The organism is Mesorhizobium sp. WSM4841, from assembly GCF_055811515.1.
In genome coordinates this window covers 13239-28836 of record NZ_JBVVQC010000026.1, presented here as the reverse complement: position 1 = coordinate 28836, position 15598 = coordinate 13239, and the positions used below count along the sequence as shown (strand labels likewise).

Below are 15598 nucleotides of genomic sequence, written 5' to 3'. Positions count from 1 at the left end.
CGATAACCCCCCTCGCCTATAAGCCCTCACGGAACAGCGGCCCGCCAAAGGCCGCCGTTTTGTTAATTGGCGGCGGGCGAGCGCTCGGCGTCAATCCAAGCAACAAGAAACGCTTTTCCTTGTCGTTCGTCGACGGGGAAGGTCCGAACCGAAAGCAACAATCCATGGCAACCTTTTCGCAGAAGCCTGCGGATGTGGTGAAGAAGTGGGTGCTGATCGACGCCGAGGGTCTCGTCGTCGGCCGTCTCGCCACTGTCATCGCCAATCATCTTCGCGGCAAGCACAAGCCCACCTTCACCCCGCATGTCGACGACGGCGACAACGTCATCGTCATCAACGCCGACAAGGTGGTGTTCACCGGCAAGAAATTCACCGACAAGGTCTATTACTGGCACACCGGCCACCCCGGCGGCATCAAGGAGCGCACCGCGCGCCAGCTGCTCGAGGGCCGTTTCCCCGAGCGTGTCGTCGAGAAGGCCGTCGAACGCATGATCCCGCGTGGCCCGCTCGGCCGTCGCCAGATGAAGAATCTCCGCGTCTATGCAGGCACGGAACATCCGCATGTCGCCCAGCAGCCCGTCACGCTCGACGTGGCCAAGCTGAACGCCAAGAACAAGAAGGTTTCGTAAAATGGCTGAGCTTTCCTCGCTCGCAGAACTCGGAACTGCCACCGGCAACACCAACACGCAGCCGGCGGCACCCGTCCATGTCCAGAAGCTCGACAAGTCGGGCCGCGCCTATGCCACCGGCAAGCGCAAGAACGCCATCGCGCGTGTCTGGGTGAAGCCCGGCTCCGGTAAGATCGTCGTCAACGACAAGGTGTTCGCCGAATATTTCGCACGCCCGGTCCTGCAGATGATCCTCAACCAGCCGATCATCGCCGCCAACCGCGCCGGCCAGTACGACATCGTCGCCACGGTCATCGGCGGCGGCCTTTCCGGTCAGGCCGGTGCCGTGCGTCACGGCATCTCCAAGGCGCTGACCTATTACGAGCCGGCGCTGCGTGCCGTGCTCAAGAAGGGCGGCTTCCTGACCCGCGACAGCCGCGTCGTCGAGCGCAAGAAGTACGGCAAGGCGAAGGCCCGCCGCTCGTTCCAGTTCTCGAAGCGCTAAGCACTGCGCAGCTTCAGACATTCGAAAAGGCCGCCTCCGGGCGGCCCTTTCTTTTGGTGATACTAACCTGGCCCAAATTTAGGAACGATCGGCCGGTACTTTGATGAAGTCGATAAACGCCCGCAACGGCGCTGGCACGAGACGCCGGCCGGGATAATAGAGGAACGGCCCGGGGAAGCTCTGCCACCAAGGTTCGAGGACGGGTTCGAGCACACCGCTCCCAAAGTGAGGGCGAAGCCAGTCCTCGAACAGGCTGACAATGCCGGTACCGGCGATGGCTGCATCGACGGCGAGATCGGCCGCTCCACCCAGGGTCACGAGAAGCGGCCCCGTCGGATCGACCCGCACCACCTCGCCGGCACGCTCGAATTCCCACGGCGGCATCCCCCCGCTGGCGAAGCGGCCGCGCAGGCAGACGTGGCCGAGCAGGTCGCGCGGGTGTTCCGGCCGGCCATGGCGATCAAGGTAGGCAGGGCTGGCGGCGGTGGCAAAGCGCTGCAGGCGCGGTCCGATCGGCACCGCGATCATGTCCTGTTCCAGCCGCTCGTCGTAACGGATCCCGGCATCGCAGCCTGCCGCCAGCACGTCGACAAAGCTCTCCTCGGCGATCACCTCCAGCCGGATGCCGGGATAGGCAGCGAGAAACCCCGGGACGATGCTGGGCAGCACCAGCCGCGCCGCGCTGACCGGCACATTAAGGCGCAACGTACCTGCCGGCCTGTCGCGGAAGCCATTCACAACGTCGAGGGCCGATTCCACCTCGGTCAAGGCTGGGCCGAGCCGGGCCAGCAGGCTCGCGCCCGCTTCGGTCAAGACGACGCTGCGGGTCGTCCTGTTGAGCAGCCTGACACCGAGCTGCGTCTCGAGGCGGCGCACCGCCTCGCTCAAGCCCGACGCACTGCCGCCGCTCGCCCGGGCGCCATCGCGAAAACCCTTGGCCCGCGCTACGGCCACGAAGGCGTTCAGGTCTCCGAGGTCGATCTTCATTGTTCGATATTCCGTACAGCCCGTGCGGAATGTACCCAATTATCGTGAGATCTGACAGCGCCTATCTCAGCGTCATCTTGAACGGAGATAGACTATGTCCAGCATTGACCTTTCCGGCACGTTCACTCTCGGCGACCGCACCGTGAAGCGACTCGGCTACGGCGCCATGCAGCTCGCAGGACCCGGCGTATTTGGTCCGCCCAAGAACCATGGCGCGGCATTGGCCGTGCTGCGCGAAGCCGTTGCGCTTGGGGTGAACCACATCGACACCAGCGATTTCTACGGGCCGCACGTCACCAATCTGCTCATCCGCGAGGCGCTCGCGCCCTATCCGGACGACCTCGTCATTGTCACCAAGATCGGCGCCCGGCGCGGCGAAGACGGATCATGGCTGCCGGCCTTCTCGGCCGAAGCGCTGACCCAGGCGGTGCACGACAATCTGCGCAATCTCGGGCTCGACGTGCTGGACGTGGTCAATCTCAGGATCATGTTCGACGCGCATGGCCCTGCCGAAGGGTCGATCGAGGCGCCGTTCACTGTGCTGGCCGAGTTGCAGCGGCAGGGTTTGGTGCGTCACATCGGGCTAAGCAATGTCACGTCAGCGCAGATCGAAGAGGCGCGACGGATCGCCAGGATCGTCTGCGTGCAGAACCAATACAATCTGGCGCACAGGGGCGACGATGCCTTGATCGAAAAACTCGCCCGCAACGGTATCGCCTATGTGCCGTTCTTTCCGCTCGGCGGCTTCAACCCGCTGCAGTCGTCTACCCTATCCGGCGTCGCTCAGCGCCTGGGCGCCACGCCGATGCAGGTCGCGCTCGCCTGGCTGCTCCGTCGCGCGCCCAATATCCTAATGATCCCCGGCACGTCTTCCGTTGCGCATTTGCGGGAGAACCTCGCCGCAGCCGAACTCGATCTGCCGGAGGATGCCGTCAGGGAGCTGGACGGAGTAGCGATGGCTGCATGAGGATTGGCGAAAGCGGCAACGAGCCAATCTCCGCCGATCGACAGGCTGGCGGGACAGCGCCCCCCCTCTGCCCTGCGGGCATCTCCCCCACAAGGGGGAAGATCGGCAGCTTCAGCCACCACGTCTAGTTGATGCTCGCGGTGTTCGCCGGCTCCGCCGGTCGCGACTCATCAGAATATGGCACGCGGTAGCCGTTTGCCGCCAGCCAGTCGATCGCCGCCTTCGGCTCGTCGGTCTGGATGATTGTGGCGCCTCGCTCGGCCCAGAAGCCGTACGTCTCGCGCGGCAGACTGGCGAGCACCGCCAGTTCGTCGCCGCGCCCGCCGGCGAGAAAGCCGCCCGGCTTGTTGACGATGGCGTAGGTATTGGCCCAGATGTGCCAGTCGCCCCTTATCGCCGCCGCGCGCATGCGGGGGCTGAACAGCGGACCGCCGGTGTCGGTCAACGCCTCCGCGCCGGCCCGCCAGTTGATCATCTCGACCGCGCGCGGCGAAAAGGCCCCGCTGACTTTCTCGGCGAAACCGGCGTCGCGAACCGCGTCGTCGGCGATGATCGGCATGAACTGGAAACCGCTGCCGATCGCGCCCATGGCGGCCTTGACAGTGGTGATCCTGGCCGGGTTCCACAGGTTTTCCTTGACGATCACCTGCTTGGCCATGCCCAGGTCGCGCGCAACCGCGATCATGCCGGCCAGGCTGTCGACGTCGAGCTTGTTGTCGATGTTAATGAGGATCCTGTCCTTGGTCGCCACCAGCATCTCGCGCAGCGTCGAAACCGGCTCATCGGTGACGGCGCCAGTGCCCTCTATCACCAGTCTGCAGGTCTTGAGTTCGGCCAGCGTGCGCTTGACCACCTCGCCCTTGCAGTTCGTCGTGCGATCGAGCCAGCTGTCGTGCATGACGACGAACTCGCCGTCCTTGGAGCGCCTGACGTCGACCTCGACGATTTCGGCACCAAGCGCGATCGATGCCTCGACGGCGGCGATCGAGTTCTCCGCATAGAGCGTCTTGCGGGCCTGCATGCTGCCGGCGCGGTGTGCCGCCACCATGACATGGTCGCGCCATTGGTTGGCGTGTTCGAAACGGTCGAGAATCTGTCTGGCGCGTGTTTCGCCTGCCGATGCCGAGCCTGTGACGAGCACCAGGGCGGCAGAAAGCAGAAGGTTCAGCCAGGTCTTTTGCATGAGAATCGCTCCGTACCGGATGGGAACCCGGTTAAGCGACGCACGTGACAGCCCAGTGAACGAAGCCGGCTTCGCAAATGCCGAAAAGTCAGGTCAATGCCGGCTGAAGCGACCGTTCTGCAACCTCGAACCGACGGCAATCAGCAGGTCGCCAGCAATCAGGTCGACGAGATCGATGCCGCCGCCGTAGCGGTCGGTTTGGCCGAGTGGCGCGCGCCCATATCTGTTCCGCTCCCGGCCGATGCCATCCGATGAGGGCATGGCTTTCTACTTTCGGTTGCATTCATGCTTACCTACCTACGCAATTTCCGGGTTTGCCATGCGGGCTCACCTGGCAAGCAAAAATTTGTGACCGAGCTCGAATGGCCATGGCCTCGGAGGGGGTCGCATTTCTGAGAATTATATCCAATAAGGTTGCGCCTCGACGCACAGGAGATCGCTTCATGCCGAACAGCAACATCGACCACGCCTTCACCGCCCGGGCCAGGACGGGCGCCTCCTTCGAGCCGACCTATGCCGGCGCGCTGTCGTTCATGCGACGCAAATACACGAAGGACGTGAAGGGCGCGGACGCGGTGGTATGGGGCATCCCCTTCGACGCCGCCGTCACCAACCGGCCGGGCGCGCGTTTCGGACCGCAGGCGATTCGCCGCGCCTCGACCATCCTCGACAACGATCCGCAATATCCGTTCTCGCGCGATCTGTTCGAACATCTCGCCGTGGTCGACTATGGCGATTGCCTGCTCGACAGCGGCAATCACCAGAAGACGCCAGGGACGATCGAGCGCGAGGCGGCAAAGATCCTGAAATCCGGCGCCTTCCTGCTATCGCTCGGCGGCGACCATTTCGTCACCTGGCCGCTGCTCAAGGCGCATGCCGCGATCCACGGCCCGCTGGCTCTGGTGCAATTCGACGCCCACCAGGACACCTGGCCGGACGACGGCAAGCGCATCGATCACGGCTCCTTCGTCGGCCGTGCGGTCAAGGAGGGCATTATCGACCCCGACCGTTCGATCCAGATCGGCATCCGCACCCATGCGCCCGACACCTTCGGCATCAAGATCCTGTACGGCCACGAAGTCGAGGAAATGCGCGCGTCCGATATCGCCTATGCCATCGTCGACCGCACCGGCGGCAAGAAGGCCTATGTCACCTTCGATATCGATTGCCTGGACCCGGCCTTCGCGCCCGGCACCGGCACGCCGGTCGCCGGCGGGCCGTCCTCGGCAAAGATTCTGTCGGTGCTGCGCCAGATCAATCAGGTCGACATCATCGGCGCCGATGTCGTGGAGGTTGCGCCGGCCTACGATCACGCCGATATAACGGCAATTGCCGGGTCGACGGTGGCCATGCACTATCTCGGGCTCCTGGCGGAACGAAAGGCCCGGCTCGAAGAGCTGAACAGCGGCAATAACGTCGTTGCCGCATTGAATCAGGCAGGCGGCATATAACTATCAGGAATTAAAGGCAGGCAATGAAACCGAAAATCTTCATCGACGGCGAGCACGGCACCACCGGTCTCCAGATCAGGGCGCTGCTGGCCGAGCGCGGCGACCTGGAGATCATCTCCATTCCGACCGAGCGCCGCAAGGAACCGGCAGCTAGAGCCGAGTTCCTCAACGCCGCCGATGTCGCGATCCTCTGCCTGCCGGACACAGCCGCGAAGGAAAGCGTCTCGCTGATCACCAACGACACCACCAAGGTCATCGACGCCTCGACCGCGCATCGCGTGGCCGAGGGCTGGGAATATGGTTTCGCCGAAATGGACAAGGATCAGGCGAAGACAATCGCCAGGGCGAAGCGCGTCGCCAATCCGGGCTGCTGGCCGCAAGGCCCGATCGCGACGCTCAGGCCGCTGGTGGCGGCTGGGCTGTTGCCGCCGGATTTTCCGGTCACCGTCAACGGCATTACGGGCTATTCGGGCGGCGGCCGGCCGATGATCGAGGACTATGTCGCCAAGGGCGAGGATGCGTCGGAATTCCTGCCCTACGGGCTGACCCTGCAGCACAAGCATGTGCCGGAGCTCAGGACCTATGCGAAGCTGTCGCATGATCCGATCATGCAGCCTGCGGTCGGCAATTTCGCGCAAGGCATGATTACCGTGGTGCCGCTGCAGCTCGGCGGCCTCGACTATGTGCCGACCGGCGCCGAGCTTCATGCGGCGATTGCCGACCATTTCGCCGCGATCGATGGCGGCGTGGTCGAGGTGGCGCCCTATGTGCATCTTGAGCGCGTGCCGGAGATCGATCCCGAAATCTACAACGGCACCAACCGGATGAAGCTCTATGTCTTCGCCAACGACGACAGAGCCCAGGCGCTGTTGCTCGCCGTCTACGACAATCTCGGCAAGGGCGCCTCGGGTGCTGCCGTACAGAATATGAATCTGATGCTCGGCCTCGAGCCCTGAATGGACGCTTCGGCATTTCCAAGCCGCTGGAAGGTCAACGCGCCAGAACTGATTGCCGAGACGTTCAGCAGCCGCATCTGGAAGGTTTTTCGCGAGGACGGTTCGCCGGCAATCGTCAAGGCCCTCAAAGCTTTCGACGACGTCGAAGACGAGTTGCGCGGCGAGCATTTTCTCGCCTGGCGGCGCGGCGAAGGCGCGGTGCGGCTGCTCGGCCGCGACGGTCACTGCATGCTGCTCGAATATGCCGGCGAAACCTTGCTGTCACAGGTTCTCGCCGAGCAGGGAGACAATGCCGCCACAGCAATCGCGGCCGAAGTTATGGCAAGACTGTTCTCGCCATCTGACCACCCTGCCCCACCGGATCTGCAGCCGCTGCGGGTACGGTTTTCCAGCCTGTTCAAGAATGCGAAGATCGATCGCGACGCCGGCGAAAAGAGCCTCTATGTCGAAGCGGCTGCGACCGCGGAACGGCTGCTGGCCGATCCTGTCGACGTGCTGCCGCTGCATGGCGACCTGCATCACGACAACATCATGCTGGGACCGCGCGGCTGGCTGGCGATCGACCCGAAGGGCGTTCTCGGCGATCCCGGCTTCGATGCGGCGAACATGTTCTACAACCCGCTCGACCGCGACGATCTTTGCCGTGATCCCCGGCGGATTGCCCACATGGCCGAGATCTTCGCCAAGACGCTCGGCCAGACGCCGCCAGCCATTCTGGATCACGCCATCGCCTTTGGCTGCCTGTCGGCGTCATGGCATCATGAGGACGGCAACGCGATCGAGGAAAGCCGCGAATTATCCATTGCCACGGCGATCAGGACTGTGCGGCTCAGCCTCTGACGGCGATCTGGTTGGGCATGGGATAAGCGCCCTTGGTGCCGCGCCAATGCGCTGCGGCGAAACCCAGCAGGACAAGCGCAAATGCCTGATGCATCAGCGCCATGTGCAGCGGCACGTGCATCAGCAGCGTGCCGATGCCGATCAAGGCCTGCGCCAGCACCAGCAGAAACAACAACGTCGCGCGGTGCGCATGCGTCGTGCCTGGCTGGCGGCGGTGCGTCGCGATCATGTGCCAGAGTGCTGCGACGAAGATCGTGTAGGCGCCGAGCCGGTGGATGAACTGGACCGTCTTCGGGCTCTCGAAGAAGTTGCGCCATGCCGGCTCGAGGATCAACAGATCGCCGGGGATGAGCTTGCCGTCCATCAGCGGCCAGGTGTTGTAGCTCAGGCCGGCATCGAGGCCGGCGACCAGCCCGCCGAGATAGATCTGGATCAGCGCCAGCAACACCAGAAAGCCGGCCAGACGCTGCGTCGAACGATCGGCGGCGGGCGCGGAGTGTGGGGCCAATCCACGCGCGACCACCATGGTCGCGGTGAAGATCAGCGCGGCCAGCGTCAGATGCGAGGCCAGCCGGTACTGGCTGACGGAGACCCGGTCGACCAGCCCGGACGCCACCATCCACCAGCCGATCGCGCCCTGCAGGCCGCCGAGAAGAAGAATGCCTAATAGTTTCGGCCCAAGGCCGCGTTCGATGCGGCGCGTCGCCCAGAAAAACACCAGCGGCACGGCGAAAACCAGGCCGACACCGCGCGCCAGGATCCGGTGCACCCATTCCCACCAGAAGATCGATTTGAATGCTTCGATGCTCATGCCCTTGTTGAGTTCGGCATATTGCGGGATCTGCCGGTAGCGCTGGAATTCCTCTTGCCATTCGGCGTCGTTGAGCGGCGGGATGATGCCGTGGATCGGCTTCCATTCGGTGATCGACAGGCCGGACTCAGTGAGCCTGGTGGCGCCGCCGACCAGCACCAGTACGAACAGCACAAGAAGCACGACGTAGAGCCAGCCGCGCACCAGCGCCCGGTTGCGCAGGTCGCGGTCGCGGGCCACGAAAGGCGCGGCAGCTGATATGGCAGCCATAGGCTTGTCCCGGCAGGTTGCAGTCGCGGATTGGTGAACCATCGCAACCCCGCTGGCAAGACCGGACAGCGCGGCACGCCGTCGCGCCGCTTCTTGGCTGTTGCGTGCCTCTTCCGTTGGGCCTAAGCGATAGGGATCAACCGGATCGCGAAATGCCCATTCGCCTGAAGAAACTGATCGGAACCTTCCTGCTGGTGGCGCTGGTCATCGTCTATGCGCTGGTCGCATCGATCGTGGCGGTCGCCCAACTGGCGGAATCGGGACCGTGGGCGCATTTCCTGTTCTTCCTGCTCAGCGGCATGCTCTGGGTGCTGCCGGCTATGGGCATCATCAAATGGCTGATCCTGGAGCCCCCGCGGCCGAAGAATTGACGCTCGCTCGCCGCCACTAGTGGTGAAAGCCTGACGCTTGCTACCCGACGCGTAGGGCAGCTCAGGGTGGTTTTCTGCCTTCCGTGTCGCCGATCGGAACGCGCAGGCGGCGCCAGAAGCGGCTGTTCAGTTGACAAACATCCAACGGCGGGAGTCGACGCATCCCGGCCGCTCAACCAATGCCCTTGCTCTAGCACCCTTGCCGCTGGCTGCATAAAACGTCGCTGATTGGCCGTCCCGTTAGACCTCCTCTAGGGCGCACGTACGAGAAGGTGGGCTGGCATAGGCTCCGTTTATCAACCGAAGATCGCTTTTTTTGCACCCGGCTTCAAAATTGCGGTTCAGCAAGGCGGAATTTTTGAACGCCAGAACTGCCATTCGCTCTTAGCTCGGAACGGCTGACGCCGACCATCGCGTGGTGAGGTCGACAGCGCATTGGAGCGATCAGCTTGGACAGTCGCCAACTTCACCTTCGACAGGAAGGAAGAAACGTCGCCGTTCGCAGGCGGTCAGTTCGCGTGGAACAATCCCACGTGCGTAGTCAATGAGGTCCAGAGGTGTTTGGAACGCGCGAATTATTCGGACGCTATCATCACCGGACACGATTGCGATCCTCGTTCCATCGGAATTGAAAGCCGCGCGCATCAGCGCCGGTCGGTTGGCCTCGTCCTCCCGGCTGGCAAGCACTGCGATCTCGCGCCCCGACTGCGCCGCCCAGAGCCTGACCGTGCGATCCTGAGACGACGTCGTCACGACATACAAACCGTTAGGACTGATTTGCGCGCTGTCCACTGCGCCGCTGTGACCCCTGAGAACGACCTTTTCTGTTCCTACCGGAACGCTCCAGATTCGAACGGTCCCATCGCGTGAGGCAGTTAGGAGAGACTGACCGTCCTGGCTGAACGCGACTGCTGTCAGCTCGTCGCTGTGGCCCTTCAGCGTCGCGACACTGTTTCCGTCCTTGATCGACCAGATCCGCGCGGTGCGGTCGAGTGAACCCGTGACAACCAGTTGGCCGTCTGGACTGAAAGCGGCCGCGGTGATTCGGTTCTGATGCCGGATGAGAACCTTGAATTCAGTTCCGTCCGTCTTCAAAAGGTGGGCAGCGTTGTCGTCCGTCGCGGTAAGGACGAGATCCCCGTCCCGGCCGAAAATCGCCTGTGGCAACTTCCCGCTTGTCTTGATGGTGGCCAGTTCGGCGCCGCTTGCCGCGTCCCACAACTGTGCGGTACCGTGAGCCGAACCCGTCGCTAACAGGTCTCCCTTGGGACTAAATTGAACTTGAAGTAGCCCGTCACGAGATTTGAGCTGCGCGACCTCGCGTCTGCTTGCAACGTCCCAAACGAGAACTCGGCCCCCAAGAGATGTGGTTGCAACGCGACTTCCATCAGGGCTGAACGTCGCACTTTGGACAGTTTCGTGTGTGTCAAGCTCGGCTATCTGATGTCCGCTTACAACCTCCCACAGGTGCGCTGCGCTATCCCCACCTCCAGTCAAAAGGTGCACATTATCGGGACTAAAGACCGCAAAGGTCGGCGGATATTCATGGGACAGCGCAGTTGTCAGAACCCCGTCGATATCCCAGAGCCGAGCGGTGCGATCGTGCGATGCAGTGAGAAGAATGCTGTTGTTAACTGGGCTGAATTCCACGTGCTCGACCAAGGCGTCATGGCCGACGATGGTGGTGAGCAGCGACGTGCGCTCGACATCCCAAATACGAACCGTGCCGTTGAGAGAAGCGGCAGCCAAAAACCGATCGTCTTGGCTGAAGACGCTGTTCATCTCCTGATCGCGCTCATCCGGGCCCATGTAACTTAGTTTGAGCCCCGAGGACTCCTGGCCGAGCACGCCAAGCAAACTACCCGAGATTCCGTCCCAGAGGCGTGCGCTACCATCGAGTGATACCGTCGCAATTCGACGGCCGTCGTGACTGAACATTACGCCTTGTAATTGTGTGTCGCTCTTGTGACCGGCCAATGTCGCAATTTCCATGCCTTTCGACACGTCCCAAAGATGCGAAAGGAAAGGGTATGAAATTGGGCCCCACGAGCTTATCAGGATCCGGCTTCCGTCCGGGCTGAATGCGACGCTGTACGGCCAAGCGTTAACCGGCAGAGTCCGGTTCAGTTTGCCATCTTCCGCATTCCAGATAAGAACGGAGCGTTGATCGCGTTGTGCGATTGCGAAGCTTTGGCCATCGGGACTAAAGCTAGCCAGGGAGCTTCCACGTCTCTCTACACTTAGGATTTTCCTTCCGGTTTGAGCGTCCCAGAGTGATGCATCGCTATTCTCCCCCGCTGTCAGCACCCGGGTGCCGTTTGGGCTGAAAATCGCCGTAGGAAAATTGCCGACCGGCTGAAGTAAAAAGAGCTGCTCCCCTGAGGTGGCGTTCCAGATGCGCGCGGTGCCATCTCTAGCAACTGTAATGACGCGGCTTCCGTCCGGGCTGAACTCGGCTCTCTCAACGGCGCCTTGGTGGCCCTTCAGAACCGCAGTCTCGGTACCATTCAGGGCGTCCCAAATGCGTGCCGTCGCGTCATGCGATGAGGTGACAATGCGGTCGCCGGTCCGATTGAAAGCTGCATGTGTCACACTGGCGTCTTGGTGGAAGATCCTCGTTTGACGATGCGCTAACAAAGCCTTGTAAAGCGCGGCCTCCGCATCAACGATGTACGGGCGTCTGTGCTCAGATGTGCCCGTCGGCAGCGCTTCGAGCGCCAGCAAAACCGCAGCCTCAGTATTACCGCTCGTTGCGGTTTGCTGCGAAAGAAACGCAAGCGAAAGAGACTGGTTGCGCAGCGCCTGGTCGCGCGCCTCAAGGGCCTTCCTCTCGGCCGACCTGGCCTTGTCGGCGCTCATTTGCGCCAGCACCGCCTGCCGCATTGCTTCCTGCTGTCCTCTGAACCCAATGAATGCGCCTGCTCCAGCCAAGAGAGCCAACACCGTCGCGACACTGGCCGCATAGCGCGTACGTCGTGCCAGCTGTATCGCAGCAGTTGCTGCCAGATCCCGACGCTCAGCTTCTCCCGCGAGCCGGTCGGCCTCGCGCTCCAAGCGTTCGCGTCTTGCTACTTCAGCAGCCTCGATCAGCGCCCGCTCTGCTTGCCGGTCCTTCTCCTCTCTCTCCTTCTGGGCACGTGAGGACGCCTCGATGTATTCAACGACTTGATCGTCGACTTCCTGGCGTCTCGACAGCAGCAATTCCTCGCCCTCGGCGAGACGCTTGCCGGACGGCAGCAAAAGATCGCGGTTCTTGTTGTCCGAGTGCCATCGATGGGCGTCAGCCTTGAGCCGAGCCCGCGTCTCGAGGAAGCTCCTATTCGCGTTGACAATGTCGCTGGCGCGCGGCCAGCGGCTGAGCAGCGCCTCATGGGCCACGCGGACGAAGACATGGCCCGCGGCATCTTCATCACTGACGAGGAGCCGGGCGGCGATCAACGCGTCGACGAGAGCCAATCGTGCCGGCTTTCCAGCCACTTCGCTGAGCAGGACTGGACTTGCCGTAACAGTTTCATCGCCCGGACGCACCGTGGTGAGAGCGCGCAGCACCGCCGGCAATGCCTCCTGGATGTCGGGCGGGAGCGCGTCGACGACTTCATCGGCGCGGCGCGCGATCGCCCCTTCGAGGCCGCCAAGCGCACGATACGCAGCAAAGGTGAGGATCCGGCGCTCCCGGCCTACCTCGTACAGCGCATCGAGAACGAATTCGAGAAGCGGCAACGATCCGGGATCGGCGGCTGCCGCGTCCTGCAGCACATCATCGAGCCGCCCCAGATCGGCGCGCTCCTCGAAGCGGAGTGCGGCAGCACGAGCCGGCTCGCGAATGATCTGGGCGATCTCAGGGCTCGTCGGCGGCAAGAGCTCATAGCTGCCGAGGCCGTCCTTCAGCGCCGAGAAACCTCGGACTTCGCCGCAGCGGTGAAAGAAATCCGACCGGATCGTCGCAATCACCCAGACCAGTCCGCTGCCGGCGAACGCCGCCAAAAGCCGCACAAGCGCTTCGCGCGACGCCGGTTCCTTCTCCGTCGTGAACAGCTCCTCTGTCTGATCGATGGCGATCAGCAATCGTATTTGCGAAGGGACCGAGCCAGCGGCAGTGGCTGCTTTGCCGAGTGCCTGGCGGATCAGAGTCATCGCGCGATCGGGAGCGCTTCGACAGAGTTGAGTCAGCTCTGCCGCTGTCAGTTCGAGAGCCAACTCGGGCAAAGCACCTTCGCGAAGCAGTCCCGCGGTCAACGAGGCGACAGCATCAGGCCCTTCGGACGGGCGGATCAGGCAACGGCGCCACAAACTGATGCCTACCACTGCGCCGGGTCGGGTGATTGAAGGCATCAGCCCCGCGCGCAGAAGAGAAGACTTGCCGGAGCCGCTCATCCCGTAGATGAGCAAAAATGCTTTGCCGTTGGCTGCCAGCTGCTCCAGCCTTTCGGTGCAAGCAGTGATCGCCCGCGCTCTGCCGAAAAAGAGGTCGGCGTTTTCAAATTCGAAGACGTCGAGACCGCGAAAAGGCGACCTGACCTGTTCCTCCGAAGCGAGGGGTACACGATAGACGTGCACTGGCCGGGCGATATTCTTCACCTTGTGCTCGCCAAGATCGATGAAATCGAGCGAAAGCCGATCGCGAGCCTGCGCATAGACCGCCTCGGAGACACATATTCCGCCCGGCCGTGATAACGGTTCCAAACGCGCGGCGACGTTGACGCCGTCGCCCATGAGGTTGTCACCCTCTACGACGACATCGCCGAGGTTGATGCCGATGCGAAATCGCAGGCGGCCTGGCTCGGGGAGGTCGGCGTTCTGTCTATCGATTTCTAACTGGATTTCGGTGGCACACCGCAGCGCCTCGACAGGGCTTGCGAACTCCGCGATGACACTGTCTCCGGCGCTGCCGAACACCCGTCCCTCATGGTGCACAATCAGCCGGTCAATGATCTGGCGATAGGCTCTCAGGGTCGCAAGAGTACCTTCCTCATCCCTGCCTATCAGCCGGCTGTAGCCGACCACATCGGCTGCAAGGATGGCAGCCATTCTGCGCTGAACGCGATCCACGGCCATAGCCAGCTCCCGCAATCCTGAAGCATCCTAAAGGAAATGGCAGCCGATGAGGAGGGAGGCACCAAGCTTACCCGAAGGACGGCGTTGGCAATTATTCCTTTTGACCTCAACGCACAGTTTCCGCCTTTGTAGCGGAGAAGTCCAATCCCAGTCGGTTCTGCCACTACCAGCATAATTCTAGTTTTATTGATCGTCCATTGGACCTCCATCCCGTGGCGCACTTGCGACAACGGGACACCGGCATAAGTCCCGCCTATCAACCGAAGATCGCGTTTTCGCACACGGCTTCAAAATTGCCATTCGCAAACGACCGGGTTTGACCTGACCCGGACTTCCAAGGTGGTTCCACGGAACGGCAGCTAGGGGTCACGACGTTCCCTTGACCTCCCATCAGGGATGGTCCGCAAGGGGTCGGTTCTTTCCGTCCACCGGTACCAAGTGTCAGACTTTCACCACTTAGATGGTGACAAGCATCTTGCCGGCATTGGCCAGCGGCGTCGTCACACCCGACAGCATCGTGCGGATATGGGCAACGCTCTGATAGCGACCGTTGAGCGAAATGCGCGGCAGCGCGTGGAGGAAGCCGGCATGTTCGGCGCGCAGCACGCCGTGGCGTGTTGTCACCGCCGAGGCATAGCCGGCGTCGCGGGCAAAGCCGACTTCGCGGTCGCCAACGGCGCTGGCATAGCCATAGGGATAGGCGAAATGGCGCGGCGCCTTGCCGAGTTCGGCCTGCAAGATGCGCCTGACGTCGTCGACCTCGTGCCGCGCATCGGCTTCGGGAAGCCGCTTCAGATTGCGATGATTGACGGTGTGCGCGCCGATCGTCACCAGCGGATGCCCTGCCATGGCGCGGATCTCGTCCCAGTTCATCAAAGTGCTCTGGCGCGCGTCTCGCTCGATGCCGTTCGACCGCGCCAATTCGCGCAGCACCGCGCCCTGGTCCTCCTCGCGGACCTCCAGTGTCAGATGGTCGTGCAGGCGTGCAAAGGCCTGGAGTTTCTTGCCCGGGGTCGAGCAGTCGATCGTCACCGGACTGTCCGGTGTTGTCAGAATCAAGCGGTCGCGCGCGCTGACGATGTCCTCGACCACCTCCCACCATAGATCGGCGGCGCCGTTTATCAGCCCCGGCGCGACATAGATGGCAACCGGCGCGCCGTGCTTTTCCAGCACCGGCAGCGCCTCGGTCATGTTGTCGCGGTAGGCGTCGTCGGCGGTGATCGCCGCGAACTGGCCATCCTTGCCGCCGGCCTTGATGCGCTCGATCGCTTCGTCCAGCGTGACGAACGTATAGCCGTTCACCGTCATATCGGCGATCACGGCGTCGAGGAACTCCGGCGCGATGTTGAGATGCCGGTTGACGCTATCAGGTTTTTCCGGCCTCGCGGTGACCCGGTGCAGCATCAGGATGGCGCCGATGCCGCCGACAAACGGCTTGGCCAGCGGGGCAAGACCGGTATAGCGGACGACGTTGAGCGCCAGTTTCCGGATCGCCTCGCCCCCGTCGATCATTCATTCACCTTTTGCGCCTAGGCTCATCCAAGCACGGAATGCGCCTATGCGAGCCCCCAATCGCGGTGAATACGCCTTAAAG

13 protein-coding genes are annotated in these 15598 nt (G+C 62.6%); 7 read left to right on the top strand and 6 right to left on the bottom strand.

Annotation, left to right across the window (positions count from 1 at the left end; translation table 11 throughout):
- Positions 1-164: 164 nt before the first annotated feature.
- Together rplM and rpsI are read left to right on the top strand one after the other, a co-directional pair.
- The gene (rplM, locus tag AC0L14_RS25135; protein WP_023798353.1) at positions 165-629 is read left to right on the top strand and encodes a 50S ribosomal protein L13; all 465 of its coding nucleotides are present in this window, start codon (positions 165-167) and stop codon (positions 627-629) included.
- 1 nt (position 630) lies between these two features.
- Positions 631-1113, top strand: a complete 483-nt coding sequence (gene rpsI, locus AC0L14_RS25130; protein ID WP_023717316.1) for a 30S ribosomal protein S9 — start codon at positions 631-633, stop codon at positions 1111-1113.
- Positions 1114-1191: 78 nt separating this feature from the next.
- Here rpsI and AC0L14_RS25125 read toward each other — a convergent pair whose 3' ends face one another.
- Complete coding sequence (locus AC0L14_RS25125) at positions 1192-2100, bottom strand: LysR family transcriptional regulator (RefSeq protein WP_473751076.1); 909 nt, start codon at positions 2098-2100, stop codon at positions 1192-1194.
- A gap of 94 nt (positions 2101-2194) precedes the next feature.
- On the opposite strand from AC0L14_RS25125, the gene AC0L14_RS25120 reads away from it, so the two are divergent.
- Complete coding sequence (locus tag AC0L14_RS25120) at positions 2195-3067, top strand: aldo/keto reductase family oxidoreductase (protein ID WP_473751075.1); 873 nt, start codon at positions 2195-2197, stop codon at positions 3065-3067.
- Between the two features lie 124 nt (positions 3068-3191).
- Here the strand turns inward: AC0L14_RS25120 and AC0L14_RS25115 are convergent, their stop codons facing one another.
- On the bottom strand, positions 3192-4250 hold the full coding sequence (locus AC0L14_RS25115) for a glycerophosphodiester phosphodiesterase family protein (protein ID WP_473751074.1): 1059 nt from the start codon (positions 4248-4250) through the stop codon (positions 3192-3194).
- Positions 4251-4343: 93 nt separating this feature from the next.
- Positions 4344-4511, bottom strand: coding sequence for a hypothetical protein (locus AC0L14_RS25110; protein WP_165848709.1), 168 nt, complete (start codon positions 4509-4511; stop codon positions 4344-4346).
- 182 nt (positions 4512-4693) lie between these two features.
- On the opposite strand from AC0L14_RS25110, the gene speB reads away from it, so the two are divergent.
- The 3 genes from speB to AC0L14_RS25095 are packed head-to-tail and all read left to right on the top strand — an operon-like array spanning position 4694 to position 7497.
- Complete coding sequence (gene speB, locus AC0L14_RS25105; protein WP_473751073.1) at positions 4694-5701, top strand: agmatinase; 1008 nt, start codon at positions 4694-4696, stop codon at positions 5699-5701.
- 23 nt (positions 5702-5724) lie between these two features.
- A complete protein-coding gene (gene argC, locus AC0L14_RS25100) occupies positions 5725-6657 on the top strand; it encodes an N-acetyl-gamma-glutamyl-phosphate reductase (protein ID WP_473751072.1) in 933 nt (310 codons plus the stop codon).
- Positions 6658-7497, top strand: a complete 840-nt coding sequence (locus AC0L14_RS25095; protein ID WP_473751071.1) for an aminoglycoside phosphotransferase family protein — start codon at positions 6658-6660, stop codon at positions 7495-7497.
- On the opposite strand, the gene AC0L14_RS25090 is transcribed toward AC0L14_RS25095, so the two are convergent.
- Positions 7487-8578 (bottom strand): COX15/CtaA family protein, encoded by a 1092-nt coding sequence (locus tag AC0L14_RS25090; protein ID WP_473528371.1) that lies wholly within the window; start codon positions 8576-8578, stop codon positions 7487-7489. The two genes, AC0L14_RS25095 and AC0L14_RS25090, sit on opposite strands and share 11 nt — an antisense overlap.
- Before the next feature lie 152 nt (positions 8579-8730).
- Here AC0L14_RS25090 and AC0L14_RS25085 point away from each other — a divergent pair, with 152 nt between their 5' ends.
- Positions 8731-8949 carry a DUF2842 domain-containing protein gene (locus AC0L14_RS25085; protein ID WP_029353452.1) on the top strand — a complete coding sequence of 73 codons (219 nt, stop codon included), beginning with the start codon at positions 8731-8733 and terminating at the stop codon, positions 8947-8949.
- A 444-nt stretch (positions 8950-9393) separates the two neighbouring features.
- Here the strand turns inward: AC0L14_RS25085 and AC0L14_RS25080 are convergent, their stop codons facing one another.
- Positions 9394-14004 carry an nSTAND1 domain-containing NTPase gene (locus AC0L14_RS25080; protein WP_473751070.1) on the bottom strand — a complete coding sequence of 1537 codons (4611 nt, stop codon included), beginning with the start codon at positions 14002-14004 and terminating at the stop codon, positions 9394-9396.
- Positions 14005-14460: 456 nt separating this feature from the next.
- On the bottom strand, positions 14461-15516 hold the full coding sequence (locus AC0L14_RS25075) for a polysaccharide deacetylase family protein (protein WP_473751069.1): 1056 nt from the start codon (positions 15514-15516) through the stop codon (positions 14461-14463).
- Between the last annotated feature and the right edge of the window lie 82 nt (positions 15517-15598).